Consider the following 21,432-nt stretch of genomic DNA (forward strand, 5'->3'; position numbering starts at 1 on the left):
CGTACCATTTCAACCCCTCTAATTTTTAGAACCTGAAACCCTTGTGACTACATGACAAAACCCTGTGCTAAATAACTTAGACTTTTATTGGTACAGTCAAAACAAGCTTTTTCTCCGTTTTGTGATGAAAAGAGCGATTTTATTTCTGTAACTCCTTCATGGCAAGCCTTTCAAGCTTTACGTGGCGGCAAAATGTGTCTTGGCTACTTTTACCCCTAATTATCCTCGTCAATTTTCCTTGAAGTCTGGAGTGGCGGGTTTTAGGCATTGGTTTCTGGATAACAGAACCGTTGATATATTCACAAGCAGGCTTTGTTTCTGGAACTTTCAAAAACTCCTCCAGAGTCAAGGCTTTAGACGATATCTCTACCATGTGATGCTGCCTCCAGAAGCCGACTTGAATGAGCCTTACTGTTTATTTTACGCTTCCGATGAATGAGTTTTGCCATCGGCAATGCCGTTATATTGCCGAAAGTACGATGACTTTCAAGAACGCCCTTTTCCAACAGCTTCAAGCTCTTTTCTAGTAGGATAATATCTGCCGACTCTTTAGCAATGTCTACAGCGGTATTGACAGAAATACCAATATCGGCGTTTCGTAGAGATGCAGCATCGTTCATGCCATCTCCTATGTAGCCAACTGTATGACCTTTGCGCTTCAGGATGCGGATAACGCGAGCTTTTTGCAGAGGTGACATTTTGGCAAACACTGTGGTGGTGTCTACGATATTTGCCAGTTCTTTATCTGTCATGCGTTCCACCTCACTACCCAGCACGGTATGGTGAACGTACAGCCCCACTTGTTTGCAGACTTTGCGAGTGACAATATCGTTGTCACCGGTGATCACCTTAACACGAACCCCATGCTGCTGGAGGGTAGCAAGCGCCTCTGCAGCACTATCGTTAGGTCGGTCGAGGAAGGCAAGATAACCCACTAATATCAGGTTATTTTCATCTTTAATTTCATACCTATCTTTGGGTGTCGAAACCTCTTTGTAAGCAACAGCAATCACCTGCAGCCCATCTTCATTTAGTCTTTGCGTCACTTGCAATACTTCTTCATACAGGGATTTGGTCATGGGAATAACCTGATTATTGGATTTGGCGTGAGTGCAAAGGCGAGCAATTTCTTCCACATCTCCTTTACAAATCAGGATGTCTTGCTGTTGGTGTTTCAAGACCACTGACACCCGACGACGAATAAAGTCGAAGGGGACTTCATCGACTTTGCAGTAGTCCTGTGCAGGTTTCCAAGTGGTTTTCAGTTCTACGTGCTTGAGTAAAGCGACATCTAGTAGGTTCTTCAAACCTGTATGGTAGTAACTGTTGAGATAGCCGTACTTGAGAGGTTCCTCGTTTTCTTGACCATAAATATCCAAACACCGATCCAAGATGATTTTGCCTTGGGTCAGTGTGCCTGTCTTATCGGTACAGAGAATATCCATCGCACCCAAGTTTTGAATAGCATTCAAGCGCTTGATAATGACCTTCTGCTTTGCGATCGCCCTCGCTTTACGTGCAAGGTTTGTTGTGACAATCATGTGCAGCATTGCTGGAATTAAGCCCACTGCGATCGCAACAGCAAACAGGAAAGTACCTGTCGAGTTTCCTTTGCCGATGTTGTTCATCAGAAACACGACTGGTACCATAACCGCCATGAAGCTAATCAACAACCACCTCAAACCATTGAACCCTTGTCCAAAGCTAGCTAATGCCCGTTTGCCAACCATATTCTTTGTCAGCATACCCAAGCAGGTACGGTTCCCCGTTGCTACCACAACTGCTGTTGCTGTACCACTGACGACGTTTGTTCCCATGAAGCCAACTGTGGACGTGTCCAGCGGATCTTTACTGTTGGCGCTGTGACTGATTGCCACCTTCTCAACGACACTGCCTAAAGTGTCGTGTTTCTCAAGGGGAAGGGTTTCCCCAGAAAGAACTGCTTCGCTAACATACAAATCCTTGGCACAAAGCAGTCGCACATCGGCTGGTATCATGTCTCCAGCACATAAGTGAACAATGTCTCCCGGTACCAAATACTTGATCGGAATTTCTTGACGCCGTTCGCGATTAAAGCGTTTGTCCCGACGGCTAACCGTAGCAGTGACACTCACCATTGCCTTGAGTTTTTCGACTGTTTGTCTAGAACGATACTCCTGCACAAACCGCAGTAATCCGTTCACCATCACCAGCAGCATCAGCACAATGGTTGTCTCTATATTCTTGGTTAGGTAGGAGACAATCGCCAGGGCAACTAGGACAAAGATGATAGAGTTCTTGAAAGAATTTAGCAGTAGGAAATACCACAATGCTTGTTTCTCGTAAGTAACTTCATTGAAGCCATACTCCTTGAGGCGATCGCAAGCTTCTGCTTCAGTCAAACCCTTACGTTTAGTATTAAGAGATACCAATAATTTTCCTAATTCGGTGTTTGCTTCTTCCACCACAGGCATTGATAGCCGTAGAAGCTGAGGCTTCTCGTGACGTGGCTTAAACAGTGAAGGTAAGGAAACTTGCATGGCTTCACCTCTATTAGGATCTCAAATTTATTCTTGAAATGCAGTTTTATAAATCAAGTTTTGTACAGTTATTTGTACAGTGTATTTTTTGTTTGCAAAAATCCGGTTTTTGGCTATTTGGAACCGCAGATGCACAAGAGAAGCACGCAGACAAATACAGATAAATTATCTGTGTCCACCCCCCTCATTCCCCCCGATGTATAGGGGGGGAAGACAGAGGAAAAACTTTTATTTATTGTCCATCTGTGGTTTTATATTCAAAAAAATTGAATCAGTGCAATCGGGAAGAGTGAACAGTTATCAGTGAAAAGGCATTTATACTGATAACTGTTCACTGTTTGCTGCGTACTGATTTGGTCAATTTTGATGTGAAAATTTGAAATTTAGCCACAACAAGTTTGCATCAGTTTATAATGCAGATTTCCTACTCCAATGCATCAGAAATCAGCCTACTTCATGCATCATAGTTGTGACAAAAGAACCGATGAAAAATACGTACTCCCCAACTCCTTGATATCTTTCTTAGAAGAACAAGGAACTGGCACTTATAGACTATGCAGTTGAAATTAAATTTTGCATTGTTCATCTCCTATTCTTGCAGTCGCCGTGCCCAGTGGCGACCAGAGATGAACTGCATGACTCAAACGAGAGCCACTAGGGGCAGATTCATCGCAGACGCCAACTGACCACCGCAGATACTATGGTCTGGGTCTTCGTCAGACAGTAACACTGTGGATTCCTGAATAGTAGTTTGGCTACTACTACTACCAGAAGCCTCCATTTAACCTTCCTCCTTGGGAAACTGTTTTACAATTTTGAATTGAAAGGTTAGAGACAAGAGGTCTAACCAAAAAGCATCAAGATAACACAGAAATATTTCTGCGTTTCTCATAGATTATGATAAGGAATTAATACTTACTAAGAGTATAGCAAAGACCTTTAGTATTAGGATAGTTACTAAAGAAAGAGAATATAGTTAATCTCCAGATATAACTTTAGTGTGATGAGGGTGGAGAGATTTTGGCTCAGTCTTTGAATAAAAAGGCAAAAAAGTCTAGCTAGGAAGATTCGGAAAATCAGTCCGCGCTTGATTAAACTGCGCTTCCATATCAGCTGTCCAGCCAAAAGCATTGGTAGCTAGAGATTTTAAATTCGTGTTGGCAGCTCCGCTCCAGAAATGCACAAATTCACCCCAGTTCATCTGGCGTGCATAAGTATAACCGTTTTTGGGGAAATGGTCAGATAACAACTGGAAAAACCTGTTTAACGTGGCACTTTTACCATGTTCGCTATAGATAGGATAGAACCAGTTTTTGAACCATTGGGTATTGGCTCTCGGGAAACCATCACGGGTGTTCATCATCAGGTCATACCATCTTTTAGCATCGCTGGTACGACCAAGACCAAGGTAGACATCGTAGATAAATATTTCCGCCCATTTACTGTCACGCCATATAGTAAAGGCCGGGGAGCCTAGTTTACCTTTTGAAGCACCTTCTACAATATGCGCTACTTCATGGGTGCATATATCCAGATCATTTCCTGTTCCGGTTGTCCAGGGACCGGGGCCTACATCAATTACATTACGGTAATCGTGACTGGCATCGAGCCAGGTAGATGGATGTCCGCCACTGTATTTATTAGTGTGATAGATGGCATACAACCTGGGATCGCTTCCAAATGTGCTGTAAACGCTTTTGGTGTAGCGCCATACTGCGGACATAAAGGAGAAAGGCCAGGTTACCAAACGGCTTACATCTTTGTCGAAGTAAACAGCTACATCGTTATCATGATAAACCAGCGATAACAACTCTTGATGTTCAAACCAGTGCTCTTTCCAGGTATCCGGAGGTGCTGCCAATACAGTCTGTGACAATCCACCACCAGATGCCCTTGTTTCCTGGCTGTCGGCATTATCTATTGGCGTAACATCTTTGCTGGAATTGCAAAGGAGTACTGCATCCATTGCTTCTGGTAAGCAAAAGTTTTGAGGAACTTGGGGAACATTAGTAGACATATGTTTCTCTTTAAATTGCAGATAATTTGAGTTAATTGACTATACAGTTCAGGCGATTGAATCCTTGGAAGTATCGCTAGATCAAGTGATGGACTACCGCAAGCTAGCGACAGAAGTTAAGCTTGGAGAGCCAATCAACCTATATTCTTGATAGATGTAAGCACGCACAACTTATGCGCTTTTCTTTGAGACAACCGACCTATCTCAACTGACCTTCTTTGAAATACTAAGGGATAACGTGCATAGTCAAACTAAATAATCCACTCACTCAAAAATTTTGCTTTTTCACCCCAATACTTTACAAAAATTCCATCACACAGCACCAGAACTATATTCTGCTGCGAGAGTTACCCTTACCTTTTTCGCTTATTTATTTATTTATTAGTTTTACTTATCTTAAGTTTTTCAACGAAGTTTCTAAAAAAAGTATCAAAAAATACGGTATTTGAGAAAATCATCAAATTTGCAGGTATCCATCACAGAGCGATTGCACAGGTGCCAGTGCCAAAGGCAATCGCAGAACTTTTTGATCTACTGACTGTACAAAAAGACCGGATCCGTGCATAACGTGCGCGTACGTGAGGGAAGCATTGTCTGTATCTGCGGATCAATTGCACTGCGGCGGCAAAATGTTTCAGCTATCTACAATCCACGTTTGATCGGACGCAGGGTGCATAAGTTGATTTCACTTACACCTACTTAAGAATGCAGCTATGAGGACTTATGTCCTCGCTAGTTCAAAACCCCGACTTTGTTGAGGTGATTTATGTAGAGATGCACTATGGCAAATTCCACACAATCAAAATTTTGGCGTAAGTTCTAATATTATAAAGTTTTGTAAAATGATGAAATTTCTGCAAAAAACTTGAGTTTTAGGTTGATAACACAATAGAAGCTAAAAGCAAAACGAACTATTAGCCGAATTGAAGCAATTGGTGTGGGAGGTTTATGGTTACGATGGGAGAAAACAAGTTAAAAACAAGTTAAAGGACGTAAGCGTTTCATCCTAGTTGACACATTAGGATTGCTGTTACCAGTTGATTTACAAACAGCCTCTAAAGCAGCAGGATAAGTATGACTAAAAACATCTACGCACTACTAGTTGGGATTGATACCTATCATCCAGTCTCTGTTCCCGCTATTTCTTCCTTAAAAGGTTGTGTTAACGACATTAAAGCTGTAAAAGCGTATCTCCGGGAACGGACTAAAGCGGACGAGTGGAAACTTGTAGAACCTAGTAATCTACCGTGGATACTTACGAATGAAAAAGCAACTCGTCAGGCGATTATCAACAGCTTTGAGCAGCACTTGTGCAAACCCGACCAAGCCAGTTCGCCAAAACGCGCTTTGCAGGTTGTTCAGCGTTTGGAACATATCGCGCGGTGGACTAACACGCTTGAACTGGAAAGCCCCGCCAGGACGCGGATTAAGCCAGATGATCTGAAGATGGAGATTGTCCTTAACACAAGCATTGCCTCTTCAGACGCTCCTAACGTCGCTACCGGTTCGCTATCAGAAGCGTCTGACATCCGCCGCTTGGAGTATGAGTATTCTAATGGTGCGTGGAGTCCACCTACTTTCTATGTCAGGCTGACTAACAACAGTAAGAAAACCCTCTATTGCAATGTATTAGACTTAACCGAGAGTTTTGCCGTGTCCGTTGCCTTCTTTCAAGACAGGACTAGCATGCGACTGCAACCGGGAGAAACCATTGAGCGAGAGTACATCGATTCAGTGGTGCCAGATGAGTTATGGGAACAGGGCATTACTGAACCCAAGGATAGGCTTAAGCTAATTGTTAGCACGACCGAGTTTGATGCAAGTTTGTTAGAGCAAGATGCACTGGACTTGCCTAGATTTACTCAATCGCAACGCTCCATAGAAACCGAGGAGTTGCAGCACCAAGGGATGCTCAACAGCTTGATGGCACTGCACCAGAAACCGCGAAATCTATCATTGAACAATTAAGCGATCGCGATTCTCATATTTGGGAAAAACCAGTCACATCCAATACTTTTAATCCTGTAATTTCTTGTATGACTGGTAAAACTGTTAACTTATGACAGAACGGATGATTCTACTTTTACAAACTAAAGGCAGGAAAATAAATGACAACACTCGACAAATCTTTATTTAGTCCTCTGCGGATAAACATCCCATTTTTGCTAGATATTGTTATAGTCTCAGACCCGGAACATATCAGAAAAATCGAGGATTCAGGGGCTGTTGACCGTTTGCACGTATACGACACTGCTTTGTTACCGTGGTGGGTAAAGTTTTTTTTCAGGGCTACCAAGTTCCATGATGATGAGCGCGACTTATGGTTTTTTCCCTTTGAATCGACTTCTTGTCCTAACTATGAATCGAGACGAGCCTATCTAGAGGAAAAAGTAGCAATAGGTTATAGCAGAGACGATGTTAAAAGAATTGCAGAACTGCTGAAGACAAATGCTTCAGATGAGGTTCTTGCCCATGCCATGGTTCAAGTAGTAAACCGCAGGTTCTTTGGGGAAGAGATTCCACTACCTATTACCCAAGCTGCCAAAAATACGTTACAGAATTTTGGTGAGGCTATCTTTCCGTGGAAATATAAGGGTGCAAGAAAATCGCAGAAGCAAATCATGGATTACTGTGTAAAGACCGTTGACAATAATGTCCATATCGTAGATGTTGGACATAATATCGGAGAGGTTGTTCAGGCTACAGCAGTGGCGTTAAGAACGTTAAAAGATAACTTAGAAAAGCCGCTCGAAGAAATTTTTACAGCATACGCTCCAACTCCCCAGGTGCCTCGGATAGCAGTCAAGGCGTCGAACTTTGATGGTCTTTTGTCATCTCCTATAACTCCAGGAAAGACAGTAGTGATACTGAAAGTGGGAAAAGCCGCTGCCAAGACCCAGGATCTATATTTTACGTTTGGCACTGGGAGTACAAACCGAGTCTGTATTTTTAAGGATTTTTTTCTTGCCTTTATGAAGGATTTGCAGAAAGAGTTGAAGGAAGCAAAATCGTAAAAGCATACTGAGAAGTTTCTCTGTTGCTTTGCACGCCCTAACAGCATCTTTGTTTAACGTTCACTAGCTTTTTTATTTAGGAGGATCGCAATGTTTGGAATTCCGTGGCATAAGTTACCTACTCCTCTTGCCCTTTTCCAACTGCTTCAGTTTCGCAATAAATTGCGGGAAGAAAACCTTCACGATACATCACAAATACCGAATAAAAGCGAGTTACCTAAGCCTGTTCCGAGTCCTGATGGACGCCATTTGCGAGCTCGGACTGTAGATGGAAGCTTTAATGACCTCGATCGCCCTGAGATGGGTATGGCTGGCACACGGTTGGGGCGTAATATACCCTTGAGCGATGCCAAAGTTGATCAGGCAAACCTACTAAAACCGAGTCCTCGCACTGTCAGTCAAGTATTACTGAAACGGGATAAATTTCATCCTGCTACTATCTTAAATCTCCATGCAGCTTCATGGATTCAGTTTCAAACTCATGACTGGTTTACTCATGGGGATAGTCAGCCCCCTGGTGAACCTGATAATAGCATCGAGATTCCCCTGGAACAGAATGACCCTTGGCGGCAGAAGTATGGATTTCTAAGGGTTAGAAAAACGATAGAAGACTCAACTCGTCAGGATGGCAATCAAAACCCTACCACATTTATCAACAAGGTAACGCATTGGTGGGATGCATCGCACATTTATGGCAGTGAACAGGAGACAGTTGACAGAGTTCGCTCTCATGTTGATGGGAAACTGCTGATTGATGAGGATGGCTTTTTGCCACTGAACTCAGATGGGATTGACCAAGTGGGCTTTCCGGGAACTTGGTGGTTTGGTCTGAGTATGCTGCATACTTTGTTTGTCAAAGAGCATAACTCAATCTGCGATCGCCTCAAGCAACGGTATCCTGATTGGACAGATGACCAACTCTTCGACCACGCTCGCCTGATTAATGCCGCTTTGTTGGCTAAAATTCATACGGTCGAATGGACACCTGCCATCCTGCCGCATCCTGCCACAGATATTGCCTTGAATGCTAACTGGTACGGGCTTCTGGGGAAGGATATTAAAAACCTTGTCGGGCGCATCGGCGACACTGAATTGCTTAGTGGAATTGTTGGCTCATCGACGGATCATCATACAGCTCCTTATTACCTCACTGAAGAATTTGTATCCGTTTATCGGATGCATCCTCTAATTCCAGACAAGTTTAATTTTCATTCGCACAGGGATGGCCAATTCCTCGCCGAGAAAGACTTCCAGGAAGGCTTCGGGAGACGAGCTCGTCCCCTGATGCAAGAAGTGGCAACGCCGGATTTGTTTTACTCATTTGGCATCTCTCACCCTGGAGCAATTACGCTGCATAATTACCCCGCCTTCCTGCGAGAACTCAGAAAAGAAGATGGTGAAATATTTGATTTGGCGGCTGTTGATATCCTGCGGGACAGGGAACGGGGCATTCCTCGCTACAACCGTTTTCGGGAAATCATCGGTCGCGGTCGGGTCAAGTCATTTGACGAGATTACCAGTAATAAGCAATGGGTGAGCGAACTGCGCGAGGTCTATAACAATGACATTGACAGTGTCGATTTGATGGTCGGTCTGTTTGCCGAGGATTTACCAGAAGGCTTTGGGTTTAGCGATACGGCATTTCGTGTCTTTATTCTGATGGCATCTCGACGGCTGAAAAGCGATCGCTTCTTTACCAATGACTACAGAGCTGAGATTTATACCCAATTCGGTCTAGATTGGATTGAGAATAACTCAATGCTCAGTGTTCTTCGCCGTCACCATCCCGAACTGGCACCCGCTTTTGTCGGTGTAGATAATGCTTTCAAACCCTGGCGTCGATTGGGAACATCTGCCTAATACTCTTGAGACTCCTACAGTGCTAATCTGTAGGAGTATCAATTGTACGTAAGTTAGGCTCTTAGCGGAACTTAGACAAAAAACACCCAGAAAAAAGCCTCAAATCTATATACAGAGAGACTTTGACATCGTTTTCCTTAGTTTGTTGATATATCTGGGTTTGGGCCATTTTTGGGCATTTCATGTATTTCCCTTACCCTGCATGGGTTTGAGGCTTGTTTCTCCCTCAAAAATGTTTAACACTGATTCCAAATCTACTGCAACTTTAATGTAAATTTTCAAAGTTTGCAGCATTGACAAATCAGCTAGAACGTGTATTTGTGCAAGTTTTGCGATCGTGCGATTGGCTTTGCCACTGCCCCTTGGGCAATCGCCCCTTGAGGATCAATATCCTCAGAAAGGCAAAGCGTTAGGAATAACCTCCATCCACGGTATAATACACCTTTGATTCACTCCCAACCAAGACGCAGATAGCTGTTTCCCCAATCCATTGTGACAATCCACTTGGCGACGTTTACCGCTTTGCACAACCTGCTGTCCTTGAACAAATGAACTACCCCGTCGCGTAGGCGGACGGGGTTTCACCCGGTTCCGCCACGTGGCTGGATTTTTGTCTCCTCGCTTGCCCAAGTTGCTTCATTGATCCGGTATTCTTTCGTTTACTGGTCTTTGAAGTAGAGCCTAGACATCCGAGACTATCGAGGCTAGTTCCTAACCCCGGTTGTTGATTGATAACAACGTTATACATCACCATTGCACTACCCGCATCACGAGGCACTTCAAATCCACAATCTGGGCAAGCATGATGACGACTTGACAATTCTGCCCAACATGAGTGAATTGCTCCGCATTTTGGGCAACGTTGAGATGGCTTGATATCCTTAGTAGGTAGCATAATCATCAATCCACCCTTTGCCTCAATCTTGTAAGTCAGCATCTTGTTGAGAGTGCCAAACCCGACTGAGAGGATGGACTTATTGAGCCCTGCTTTTTGCTTGTTTCGTTTGCTACCTTTTTTCGCTTTTTTCGTCATCCCCTTCGTATTAAGCTGCTCAGTTACGCCGATGTCATAACAACTTGCAATCTCTGACGTAATTTTATGCTGCCAGTCCCGACGTTGAGTTCCAGCTTTGCGTTGCAGTTGAGCAACTCGCTTATTCGCCTTCTTCCAACGTCGAGATGCCTTGACCTTGTTGTTACGATTAGGGGCTTGCTTGCGTCGCAGTTCTTTAGACGCCTTCTTTATTTTCGCTTCAGTCTTCTGGGTAAAGCGCGGATTGGATATCTGTTCGACATTTTTCCCGTTATAGGTTGTAATTGCCGTTTCGCATCCCAAGTCAAAAGCAACGATTGAGTTGTACGCTAACTCGGATTGGGAGCCGCTTAAAGTCACAGCGTCGGGAAGCTCAACCGTAAAAGATGCAAACCACTGTTTTAAACCGGGTTTATAGACGATAGTAAGTGTGGTAGGTTTTCCCCACCGCTTGGCTTGACCTCGCATCTTTATTTTGACGCCGAGATCATTGAGGTTCACGCTACCGTGCTTACCGGATGTATTGGCTTTCCATCCCGACGTTGCAGGGTAAGTCCAACCTGAGAACTTACGGATTGATTTGAACTTGGGCTGTTTTCGCAGTCCCTGAAAGAAAGCGTTGTACGCCAAATCAACTCGCTTTACCGTAGCCTGCAACGCTTGAGAGTGAAGGTAAGCAAATTCAACCCACTCTTTCTTGTAAGCAGGTAAACAGTTTTGCTGTTCCAGGTAGGAGACTGATTTGCGATTCGCCCTCCATTCATATTTGCGGTGAGCAATACAGGCGTTGTACAAGTAGCAATGGTCGCGTCTTGCTTGAAGTAATTTGGCTTCTTGCTGTTTATTCGGATAAAGACGGAATGTTTGTCTACGAACTGCCATGTATTACTCACCTCCTTTGCTATATTATAAAGCGTATTGCTTTACATTAGGATATTTATAAATGGCAGAGGGTAAAGATATTGTAAATTTTAGGGTGACGAAAAAAGAGAAAGAGATTCTCCAGGAATATTCCACTTTAACCGGGAGAACACAAACTGATGTTTTTAGAGAGTTTGTTCGTTCGTTGCAACAGAAAGTGGCAAAGCTAAGGGCATCGAACCCTTAGCTTTGTCCCGCTATTCATCCCCACCCTGTAGAGGGATGGGGAATTTCGCGGGTTAAGTTAAAAAGAATGTGGCGAGCCTCCGCGCATAAGGAGCAACGCTTAAGCCTTTGAAATGATGAGTGGACAAGCCAGAGGTGCCCCGAGTAAGGCTAAACAAGTCACCCGAGCAGTATTCATAAGTTTACATTTTAGGATTTAATATGAACCATTTGACATCGAAAACCTCAAGTATGAAAGCGATGGTATTAGGCGACATCGCTAAGCTAGAGTTGCGTGAAGTACCGCGCCCTGTGGTGCAGCAATATGAGGTTTTGGTACGTGTGTCAGCAGTAGGATTGTGTGGCACGGACTTTCACATCTTTTCTGGGCAAGCCAACTACAACATTAATCAGCGAGGAAAGGCTATTCCACTGGTAGAGCAGCCGCAGATTCTAGGTCACGAACTTGTTGGTATCGTTGAAGAAGTAGGGAGCCTAGTTAAAGATTTGCATATAGGCGATCGCGTCGTTATCGATCAGGTGTTGAACTGTGTTAGCCGACGGCGACAACCGAAGTGCGAATACTGTGCCAGTAGCGACTCCCATCAATGTCAGTTTTACGCAGAACATGGCATTACTGGTTTACCGGGAGGACTCGCGGAATATATAGCGGTTCCTGCTGTAAATGTCATACCCATTAATTCTGACTTGGAAACTATCGCCGCTGTTCTCACAGAACCCCTTGGTTGTATCAGTCACGCCTTAGATAGGGTGACACGCTCCCGCACCCGTTATGTAATTAATGCTGAAGATATCGATAAACGAGTGCGGTCAATTCTGATTTTTGGTGCTGGTCCTGCGGGGCTATTATTCATTCAATATCTGTACAAAGTCCTAAACTATGATGGCTTGATTCTAGTCAGCGAACCGAATCAGCGAAAGCGGGAATTAGCCTCTGGCTTTGGTGCAGAGGTAATTGACCCTCAAGTAGTCGATTTAGCCGAAGCTGTGCAGGAAAAGACTAATGGACGGCGAGTAGAGTTTTTAATTGATGCTTGCGGTGCTGGTTCCGTCTTCAGAGATATGCCTGTCTTAATCCGCAGACAGGCTACAGTTCTACTCTACGGGTTGGGTCATGCAGGTGTAGATTTGAGCGTACTGAATAACTTACAATTCATGGAACCAACGCTGGTTGCTGCCCTTGGCGCATCAGGAGGGTTCCGCAGCGACGGACGCCCATGTACCTACGATAGAGCACTTGGCTTGCTGGCAGCCAAGCAGATTGAGGTAACTTCGTGGATTACCCATCCTTACCAGTCCCTGGAAGCTGTGCCTCAAGCTTTTACTAGCGATCACCTAGAACCCGATTATATCAAAGGTGTAGTAGTGCTATAAAGTGTCTCAGCTAGTGTTGAGAATTTGAGGAATCCCTGCCTTTGGGGATGAAAGGCAAAACGCGATCGCCCTTCCTTCGTACTGCTGGAAGCGATCACAATAATGTCTGGCAATATCTTTAGAAGTACTGAATCAAGGAACCAGTAAAAGCTTAAGAAAATACTCTGGGAACGCACTGCATCAGCAGGAAAGTAATAGCTCCCTCCTATTTCAAGCGCGATCGCCTTGACGTGACACACACTCAACATTGCTCCCTCAATGGGAACAGCGCCAAGATTCCGCCAAATTCGCTAACTTATGTGCGAGATCTGGCATACATTGAAAACCTTAATGCAAACTGGCTCTTATTAACCAAGACTCTTTAATTTATTTGATGCGATTTCTTTTTGTCCACGTGCTTTATCTTTTACCTGTCCCGCAATATAGGCGCCATTGATACACCTATCGAGGAGTTTAATTGCTTCATGGAGTTTTTGTTTGGCAGTATCCTTATCCGGATCTGCATTGGCTTCAGCTATGAGCTTTTGAGCTTTTGTTACTTCCTCTGAGCCTGCTTGTTTATAGTCTGGCATAATTTTAACTTTTTTCTATTTTTTCTATTTTAATATAAAAATGATATTCAATATTATTATTTTTTATCACAAAAATAAATTTGAACTAACTTTGATTACAAATATCAATTTTACGGGGAGCGTTTTTAGACTTAACATAGTTCTGGAGCAAACTACAACTTTGTCTCAACAAATCATCTAAATTTAAGTTCCAAGTAATCAATTTTTCACTAAAATCAGCTGAAGCAATGGTTTTACTGTCAGGACTGAAACTGAGATCAAAAACTGACTTATCATGTCCTGGTAGCGTTTGCAACGAACTATCATCCCCCTTCCAATCCACCTTCCAAAGGTTGATTGTTGCATCGCTACTTGCTGAAGCTAAAATTTTACCACTCGGACTAAACTTAACTCTATAAACGCTTCCTCTGTGACCTCGAAAAACCTTGGAACGCTGACCAGTGACATTCCAAAGTATTACATTCCTGTCAGCACTAGCTGAAGCAATCATCTTGCCATTGGGACTGAAACTTATAGCCAAAACTCCTTTTTGGTGTCCTTCAAAGATTTTAGGCGATGTTCCATTCAAATGCCAGAGTATGATTTTTTTGTCATCACTAGCTGAGGCAATAGTTTTGCCATCCGGGCTAAAGCTAACGCTCATAACTCTATCAGTATGTCCTGGAAATTTTTTGAGTAATTTCCCATCCCTCAGACGCCAGAGTTTGACTGTATAGTCAGCATTAGCTGAGGCAATAGTTTTGCCGTCAGGGCTAAAACTCACATCCAAAACACTCTTTGTATTTTCTTGCATAGTTTTGATTAATTTTCCCTTCAACTCCCAGATTTTTACAGTTCCATCCTCACTAGCTGAAGCAATTTCTTGACCGTTAGGACTAAAGCTTACTTTTGATATTCTCTTATCATGCGCTTTCCAAAACCACAAAAATTTGCCATTCCTTTGCCAAAGCCTTATATATCCCTCGTGATCTCCTGAGACAATTTTTTGACTATCTGGACTGAAACTAAGGCTACTGCCATAAAAGTTTTTTGTAGGCAAAACAATACCCTCAATGCTCCAAATTTTAACAGTTTGATCTTCACCAGCTAAAGCAATCATTTTGCTGTCGGGGCTAAAACTAACCTGATTGGCAAAGCTGCCTGGATATTGGAAACTATCCAGCAGTTTACCGTCTTTTCGTCTCCAGAGATTTACACTACCATTTTCACTGGTAGAAGCGATTATTTGGCCGTTCGGACTTACATCTAAGGAGCGAACTATATTATCATGTTTCATAGAGGGAATTTTGAGTGGTTTACCGTTTATATCCCAAAGCTTTACAATTCCATCTTGGCCAGCTGAAGCAATAGTTTTGTTATCAACAAAACGCATTCCATAAAACGCGTAGCTATCTTTAATAGAGTGAATGAGTTTGCCGGATTTTATGTTCCAAATATTGATATGGTTATCCCAACTAGCTGAAGCAATAGTCTGACCATCTGGACTAAAATCCAAACCCTTGACTTGATCTGTGTGCTTGGGTAAGAAAGCCTTGATTAGTTTACCATCCAGACGCCAGAGCTTCACCGTATAATTCTTTATGCTAGCAGTTGCAATGCTTTGGCAATCTGGACTTAAACTAACGGCTCCAATCTTTTCGTTATCTTTAATAGAATTACGCAATTTAAAAGTGCCATTAGGCTGACGCTGCCAGACTTTTGCCGTATTATCATCGCTAGCGGAAACTAAGATATGATCATCACGATGACAAAACTTAACACTAAAAACTACATTCTGTTGATTTGGGAGTGTTTGGAGTAATTGACCATCGCGCCTCCATAATTTGATGGTATTGTCCTTACTCGCTGAAGCAATTGTATTACCATCCGGACTGAAACTCACACTCATAACACTCGCATTATGTCCTTCCAATCCATTGCGTTCTCTGACTTTGTAAATCAACTGCTGTAGGTTAGTTACAACTTGAATCTTAGTATCTTCACCAAGCCAAGGTAAATTTTGCTTCAGCGTTTCTCCAGCTTTGACTCCTTCTACCAGTGCTTCTAACTGTTTGTTGGAGGTCAAGAGTACTCTGGATGAAGCCCTATAAGCTTCGAGAGTCTGCTTCAAGGCATCTATCGACTTATTAAATGCGATAAGGGTAGCACTACTCAACACGACAAATGCCCCAATAACACTACCCCAAAGCAGAATCGTGTTTTGGCGCTTTTTTCTGATACTTTGCTGCACAAACTCAGCTTCTAATGTGTTGAACCAGTTGTTAGTAGAATTGAGTACCTGCTTCAACAAATCCAAGCGTGGATCGGCATTCCACAGAAACTTTCGTTTTTGCTGACTTTTCCACTCCAAAGCGGCAGGTGTCAGCCGCCGTTGTAAAATTAAACTTTCCTGTTCCTGTTGTTTCCAACTCAGTAGCTTTTGCCATCCCCGCACTAAAACATCATGGGCAGGCTCAACATACTCCTGATTCTCTATATCTCGTCCTTTCACCAACAAGCGAGCAGCAACAAAGCGCTCAATTACTTCCTTGACTCGCGCATTTTCTGGCTGTGGATACTCTAGTTCAGTACATAGCACTCGTCTGCGAGCCAACTCACCCCCACCCACTGCCACCATCCGCAGCATAGCATGGCGCACAGTTCGCTCGTATGCTGAATCGCGCTTCTTCAACTCCTCATATTCACAGTCCGCTCTTTGGGTGAGACTTCGCGCCACTCCCCCCAGTTGTTCATAATCTTCCTGAGTAATCGCCCGATTATTCCGTTTGCCTTGTCTGACACTTTTGATGTACTTGAGATAAAGCTCACTTAAGGTAAAAGAGAGTAGGGGCAGCGCTCCTGGCATCTGCACCACTTCATCAATCAACTGATCTACCAGCTTTGGCGGCTCGAAATACATCACCTTGGCAGAGGCGGGTTCCACAATGGCTTGGCGTAATTCCTCCCGCGTCATCGCCGGGACAATAAATCGCGCCCCACTCCAATAAGGTTCTAAGACAGTCTCCCTAAGTTGGGGTTCAAAGTCGCTTCGCAGCGTCAGCACAATCCGTAACCAATCGGGAAAGGCTTTGAGTGCCCTCGCCAAACCATTGAGGAACATCTCCCGTTCCGTGTCACTCCGGCAGAGGGTGACGACTTCTTCAGATTGATCGATGACTAGCAGCAGCTTGGAGTTGGGATGAAGATTTCTCCAGGCAGTTAAGTTCATAGACAAATTCTGCAAGCCTTGTTCATACCACTGGCTGTTGTCGCTACTGTTACTCACGTGGCTAGGAATCGCAAAAACGGGTAAGTTTTCTCGTTCCAGTGCTTTATTCAATGCGTTGAACGGGGACTCTCCCGGACGGATGGGAGGCAGGATGCGCCAAGAGTCTTGATTTTTCTTGAGCAGAGGAATTAATCCCGCTTTGACTAAGCTAGATTTTCCCGAACCGGAAGCTCCCAACACTACTGTCAACGGATTTGTCGTGACGAATTCTTGGAGTTTTTCAGTTAACGCTTTTCTGCCAAAAAACTTGTCACTGTCGTTTTCTGCAAATGACTCTAAACCCTTATAAGGATTGGCATTTTCATCCAAAGGAGGGGCTTTGTCTAATTTATTTGGCTCAAAACTAGGGATGGGAAAGATATACTCGCCCTTGTCATGACGTTTGAGTTGGGACATTCCTGGCGTCTGTTTGGCACTTGTCTTGCCCAACTCGCCGTGGATGTACAGGTATAATTCTGTGGCTGTAATAACACCGTCACCGATGAAATCGGCTGCTCCAGAGAGTCCCTTGAAGAGCAATTCGGCAAAGGGAGAGTGTCCCTCATGCTCGCTGCGCTGTCCAAAACGATACAGGTAATCGGCAGCTTTCTCGTCATCAGCAGCAGAGGTAATCACCTGCTGGGCACAACCTGAGATGAAGCGCTCGTAACGTTCCCGATACATTTTCTGCGATCGCACCACCTGTCTTTGTCCTGCCCAACGAAATGCCCCAGCAAAGCAGCAGTCAAGGATGACTAACAAATGACGGCATGGCAGTGCCAGTAGGGCATCGTGCAGCCGCTTCATCGGCAACAAACTGCTGTCGTTATCCATCCGCGCATCTTGGGGCACCAGAAAGCCCGCCGGACCATCGGCGTTGGAGAGTGCATCTAAGGCAATGCCATGTCCGGCAAAGTAGAACAACAGTCGGTCATCGGGGTGAAGTTGGGTGGTAGTGCGAGACGCTCCTAACGTCGCTACCGCTTCGCTATCGGAGAATGGGAGTGTCTGCTGCTCAAAGGCAGCAAAGAGTTCCTTGAGATGGGTACCCGTTGCATCCTCATCCAACAGTCGCAGGACTTGGTATTGGTATTTGGTTTCTAGGGTATGGGCGATTTCTATAGCGTCATTGACTGCGGTTTTGAGTTCTGGAATGCCATTGACGTATTGATTAATGCCGATGACCACTGCCAGACTGCGTTTGATTTCTGCCATAAATCCAATGCCCCTTCTTGAATAGCAGAACTTCTCAAAAAAAGCGATCGCTTCAATCATGCTAACGTTTGGGCGATCGCTCCATTCATTCTTTTCTTAAAAACTATTCACTCTACTGAATTTTTTAGCTTTTACAAAAAATACATTAATATTCCTGGCTTAATCTGCAAACAGACCCAGAGTGATACTCTACGGGGTTATTCGCCAGTTACCAATTAATATAAAATGAATGGTACCCAGTATCCGGGGTGGCTTCCCTTGTCCTTGGTGATGCGTTAGCGTTCGCGCAGCGTTCCGAAGGAAAGCTTAACGAAGTTATCGCCCCTCCAAGCGATTTGAGCCGTCTTTCGAGTAAAAGCTTTCTGGAGTCCGCTTCATCCCATCTATACCTATGCCTGAGTTTAAAAGCTAGCACAAACCACTATCAGTAGAATGGTTAATCACAACCGATTAGTAATAGGAATCGACTGTAGTACAACGGCGTGTAAAGCGATCGCCTGGAACAGAGAAGGAAAAGCAGTAGCCGAAGGACGAGCAAGTTATCCCCTATTACAACCACAAGCAAATTGGTATGAGCAGGATGCAGCCCAATGGTGGCATAGTACTTGTAGTTCTATCAAACAATTGCTCAGTCAGATAGATACTAAACAGGTAGAGGCTGTTTGTATCACCCATCAACGCGAAACTTTTGTAGCTGTTGACCATGAAGGTAAAGCCGTTCGCAATGCTATTGTCTGGATGGACAAACGCAGCCATCAGCAAGTGAATTTTTTGGCAGAGAAAATCGGCACAGAAAAAATTAACCAACTGACGGGTAAACCAAATGCGATGACTCCTTCTCTACCTAAAATTATTTGGCTAACCCAACATGAGGTGGAAACTGTTAGCCGCACCCATAAATTCTTAGACGTTCATGGCTATTTAGTATACCAGTTGACCAAAAATTTCCGCACTAGTTTAGCTTCTGCTGACCCAATGGGAGTCATAGATATGCAAGCTAATACTTGGGCAGAAGATTTACTTTCTTGTTTAGGACTACAAAAATCACAATTTGCCTCCTTAGTACAACCAGGTTCGATAATTGGCTATGTCAATGAAATTGCAGCAGCAGCAACAGGATTACCCTGCGGTTTAGCCGTAATTGCTGGTGCTGGAGATGGTCAGTGTGCAGGCTTGGGTGCAAATGCTATTGGCAATAACCGCGCCTATCTCAACTTAGGCACTGCGGTTGTCAGTGGCATCCAAAGCAGTGATTATCTGGTAAATCCTGCCTTCCGTACTATGTATGCGCCCATTCCTAAATCTTATTTTTTGGAAACTGTGTTATTGGGCGGTGTATTCACGATTAACTGGTTTGTAGAAAAATTTGCCAACGATTTGCGCTCTTCTAATTTGAACCTCACTCCAGAAGAAATTTTGGAAACGGCGGCAGCAAAACTACCTCCAGGCGCAGATGGGTTAATGTTAGTACCTTACTGGAACCATGTCATGAATCCCTATTGGGATGCTAGCGCCTCTGGTATTACTATCGGTTGGACAGGAACACATGGACGAGAACATCTTTATCGGGCAATTTTGGAGGGGATTGCTTTTGAACAAAGACTTGTAGGGGATGCAGTAATGGCAGCAATGCATCAAAGGTTTAGCGAGTATGTAGTTATGGGTGGTGGCTCTCAAAGCAATCTTTGGTGTCAAATTATTGCTGATATTACGGGTGTGCCAGTGGTGCGTTCTACAACTACGGAAGCCACTTGCTTGGGAGCGGGTATTCTCGCAGCGGTAGCAGTGGGGTGGTATCCTGATATTAATATTGCTGCTTCATTGATGACGGGTACTGGATCACGTTTTACACCAAATTCCCAAACCCAAGCTATTTATGAAAAACTCTACACTCAAGTCTACAAACCATTATTTCCTACCTTGCAGTCATTAGTGCAGCGATTGACTGATTTAACTCAATTTCAAAAAAACTAGTTAGGAATTACAAGCAAAATGGCGCGAATTTTAATTTTGGGTGCTGGCGTGATGGGAACTGCCTTAAGTGTCCCTCTTACTGATAACGGACATAGCGTTAATTTAGTCGGGACGCACCTAGACGATGATATTATTGCCAAGTTACAAGCGGGTTATCCCCATCCTCGTTTGGGTGTCCAGGTAGGAGAAAGTGTTACACCTTATAGCTATAACGAATTGAATGAAGCCATAAAAGGTGTAGATTTAGTTGTCATTGGCGTTAATTCTCACGGTATAGAATGGGTAGCCCAAGCCCTCAGTCCGGTATTGTCAGCTGAAATTCCTATCTTGGCTGTCACGAAGGGATTGGCGGGTGATGGCGAAAAGTTATCAATTTTGCCTGACGTTCTGTGCGCTAATTTGCCAGATAGTATACGTGAGAGCATCCAAATTGCTGCTATTGGTGGTCCTTCCATTGCTCAGGAATTAGCAGCCCGTCGCCATACTTGCGTGATGTTTACCAGTACAAATCAAGCTTTATTGTCACACTTAGCCCAGTTAGCGCGTACTTCTTACTATCACATTTGGACAAGTACCGACATTATTGGCGTTGAAGTGTGTGTGGCACTGAAAAATGTCTACGCCCTTGCTGTTGGCTTAGTTATTGGCTTTTTAGAAAAAGCAGGTAAAGCTGTCAATGATGCAGAAATGCACAATTTGGCGGCGGCTATCTTTGCTCAAGGTATGTGGGAGACAGCCTACTTAGTAAACAAGATGGGAGGCAAACCCGAAAGCGTCTACAGTCTTCCTGGTTGCGGCGATTTGTATGTAACCTGTCAAGGTGGTCGTAACAGCCGTATGGGTCGTTTGTTGGGTTTGGGTATCCCCTACAGCCAAGCTAAAGCCGAATATATGCCAAATGATACTGTTGAGGGTGCTTCCTTAGCTTTAGCAATTGGGCACACGGTAGAAAATCTGATTGCCAGAGGAGATTTGGATGATATCGCCCTACCTTTATTACGTACTATGATTGATATTGTCTGCCATAATGCCCCGGCAATTATTCCTTGGGAGAGATTTTTTGCTCAATCTCCATCCCCTACCATTTGACTTTGACTATCTGTACAAGCTATGTTCTTGGCACGAACATTCGTAGCTATGTCATTGGTGAGCCAGTTTACATTAGTGAACTACCCAACGCTGACCCTATCGGGTACAGCGTGGGCTTCTGTACTCATAGGCGAGTGCCGCAAATGAGACTTTCGCCCCATCTTTGGTCTTATCTCCCCTCCTACAGCTCCAGACGGCTGAACCTTCCGCCAATAGCCATCTGATTCCTTCTGTTCTAATATTGATGGCTGCATTGCCATCACGATCATCATGAGTACCGCAATGAGGACAAGTCCAATCCCTCACCTGTAGCGGCATCTCACCCATCTGATAGAAACAATTAGAACAGAGCTTGGAACTAGTACAATACGGCGCAAGTTTAGATAGGGTTATGCTGCCAAAAGCTTACCC

General features: G+C 44.1%; 13 protein-coding genes and 3 pseudogenes. 7 read left to right on the forward strand and 9 right to left on the reverse strand.

Features of this window, described 5'->3' with window-relative positions; all coding sequences use genetic code 11:
- Positions 1 to 217: 217 nt before the first annotated feature.
- The 4 genes and pseudogenes from ACM0OZ_RS22775 to ACM0OZ_RS22790 all read right to left on the reverse strand — a co-directional run.
- Positions 218 to 373, reverse strand: a pseudogene (locus ACM0OZ_RS22775) (Uma2 family endonuclease); the annotation flags it as partial.
- Positions 354 to 2,519, reverse strand: coding sequence for a magnesium-translocating P-type ATPase (mgtA, locus tag ACM0OZ_RS22780; protein WP_414585090.1), 2,166 nt, complete (start codon positions 2,517 to 2,519; stop codon positions 354 to 356). The gene mgtA and the pseudogene ACM0OZ_RS22775, both read right to left, overlap by 20 nt.
- A gap of 640 nt (positions 2,520 to 3,159) precedes the next feature.
- Positions 3,160 to 3,300, reverse strand: a complete 141-nt coding sequence (locus ACM0OZ_RS22785; protein WP_414585091.1) for a hypothetical protein — start codon at positions 3,298 to 3,300, stop codon at positions 3,160 to 3,162.
- Positions 3,301 to 3,573: 273 nt separating this feature from the next.
- Positions 3,574 to 4,536 carry a hypothetical protein gene (locus ACM0OZ_RS22790; RefSeq protein ID WP_414585092.1) on the reverse strand — a complete coding sequence of 321 codons (963 nt, stop codon included), beginning with the start codon at positions 4,534 to 4,536 and terminating at the stop codon, positions 3,574 to 3,576.
- Positions 4,537 to 5,610: 1,074 nt separating this feature from the next.
- On the opposite strand from ACM0OZ_RS22790, the pseudogene ACM0OZ_RS22795 reads away from it, so the two are divergent.
- The 3 genes and pseudogenes from ACM0OZ_RS22795 to ACM0OZ_RS22805 form a co-directional block, all read left to right on the forward strand.
- Positions 5,611 to 5,859: pseudogene (locus tag ACM0OZ_RS22795) on the forward strand (caspase family protein); the annotation flags it as partial.
- A 785-nt stretch (positions 5,860 to 6,644) separates the two neighbouring features.
- Positions 6,645 to 7,550 carry a hypothetical protein gene (locus tag ACM0OZ_RS22800; RefSeq protein ID WP_414585093.1) on the forward strand — a complete coding sequence of 302 codons (906 nt, stop codon included), beginning with the start codon at positions 6,645 to 6,647 and terminating at the stop codon, positions 7,548 to 7,550.
- 90 nt (positions 7,551 to 7,640) lie between these two features.
- Positions 7,641 to 9,410: a peroxidase family protein gene (locus ACM0OZ_RS22805; RefSeq protein WP_414585094.1), complete on the forward strand. Its 1,770-nt coding sequence runs from the start codon at positions 7,641 to 7,643 to the stop codon at positions 9,408 to 9,410.
- Positions 9,411 to 9,963: 553 nt separating this feature from the next.
- Here ACM0OZ_RS22805 and ACM0OZ_RS22810 read toward each other — a convergent pair.
- A complete protein-coding gene (locus tag ACM0OZ_RS22810) occupies positions 9,964 to 11,325 on the reverse strand; it encodes an RNA-guided endonuclease InsQ/TnpB family protein (protein ID WP_414585095.1) in 1,362 nt (453 codons plus the stop codon).
- Between the two features lie 61 nt (positions 11,326 to 11,386).
- On the opposite strand from ACM0OZ_RS22810, the gene ACM0OZ_RS22815 reads away from it, so the two are divergent.
- On the forward strand, positions 11,387 to 11,551 hold the full coding sequence (locus tag ACM0OZ_RS22815; RefSeq protein ID WP_414585096.1) for a hypothetical protein: 165 nt from the start codon (positions 11,387 to 11,389) through the stop codon (positions 11,549 to 11,551).
- Positions 11,552 to 11,751: 200 nt separating this feature from the next.
- Positions 11,752 to 12,924: a zinc-dependent alcohol dehydrogenase gene (locus tag ACM0OZ_RS22820; RefSeq protein WP_414585097.1), complete on the forward strand. Its 1,173-nt coding sequence runs from the start codon at positions 11,752 to 11,754 to the stop codon at positions 12,922 to 12,924.
- Here ACM0OZ_RS22820 and ACM0OZ_RS22825 read toward each other — a convergent pair.
- The 3 genes from ACM0OZ_RS22825 to ACM0OZ_RS22835 form a co-directional block, all read right to left on the reverse strand.
- A complete protein-coding gene (locus ACM0OZ_RS22825) occupies positions 12,897 to 13,172 on the reverse strand; it encodes a hypothetical protein (protein WP_414585098.1) in 276 nt (91 codons plus the stop codon). The two genes, ACM0OZ_RS22820 and ACM0OZ_RS22825, sit on opposite strands and share 28 nt — an antisense overlap.
- A 99-nt stretch (positions 13,173 to 13,271) precedes the next feature.
- Positions 13,272 to 13,496, reverse strand: coding sequence for a hypothetical protein (locus tag ACM0OZ_RS22830; protein WP_414585099.1), 225 nt, complete (start codon positions 13,494 to 13,496; stop codon positions 13,272 to 13,274).
- An 85-nt stretch (positions 13,497 to 13,581) separates the two neighbouring features.
- Positions 13,582 to 17,958 carry a caspase family protein gene (locus ACM0OZ_RS22835; RefSeq protein ID WP_414585100.1) on the reverse strand — a complete coding sequence of 1,459 codons (4,377 nt, stop codon included), beginning with the start codon at positions 17,956 to 17,958 and terminating at the stop codon, positions 13,582 to 13,584.
- Between the two features lie 432 nt (positions 17,959 to 18,390).
- On the opposite strand from ACM0OZ_RS22835, the gene ACM0OZ_RS22840 reads away from it, so the two are divergent.
- Both ACM0OZ_RS22840 and ACM0OZ_RS22845 read left to right on the forward strand, forming a co-directional pair.
- Positions 18,391 to 19,932, forward strand: coding sequence for an FGGY-family carbohydrate kinase (locus tag ACM0OZ_RS22840; protein WP_414585101.1), 1,542 nt, complete (start codon positions 18,391 to 18,393; stop codon positions 19,930 to 19,932).
- 18 nt (positions 19,933 to 19,950) lie between these two features.
- Positions 19,951 to 21,021 (forward strand): NAD(P)H-dependent glycerol-3-phosphate dehydrogenase, encoded by a 1,071-nt coding sequence (locus ACM0OZ_RS22845; RefSeq protein ID WP_414585102.1) that lies wholly within the window; start codon positions 19,951 to 19,953, stop codon positions 21,019 to 21,021.
- Between the two features lie 80 nt (positions 21,022 to 21,101).
- On the opposite strand, the pseudogene ACM0OZ_RS22850 reads toward ACM0OZ_RS22845, so the two are convergent.
- Positions 21,102 to 21,381 (reverse strand): annotated as a pseudogene (locus tag ACM0OZ_RS22850) (zinc ribbon domain-containing protein); the annotation flags it as partial.
- Positions 21,382 to 21,432 lie beyond the last annotated feature (51 nt).

This window comes from Scytonema sp. PCC 10023 (assembly GCF_963920835.1).
In the GTDB taxonomy this organism is placed as follows: Bacteria; Cyanobacteriota; Cyanobacteriia; order Cyanobacteriales; family Nostocaceae; genus Kalymmatonema.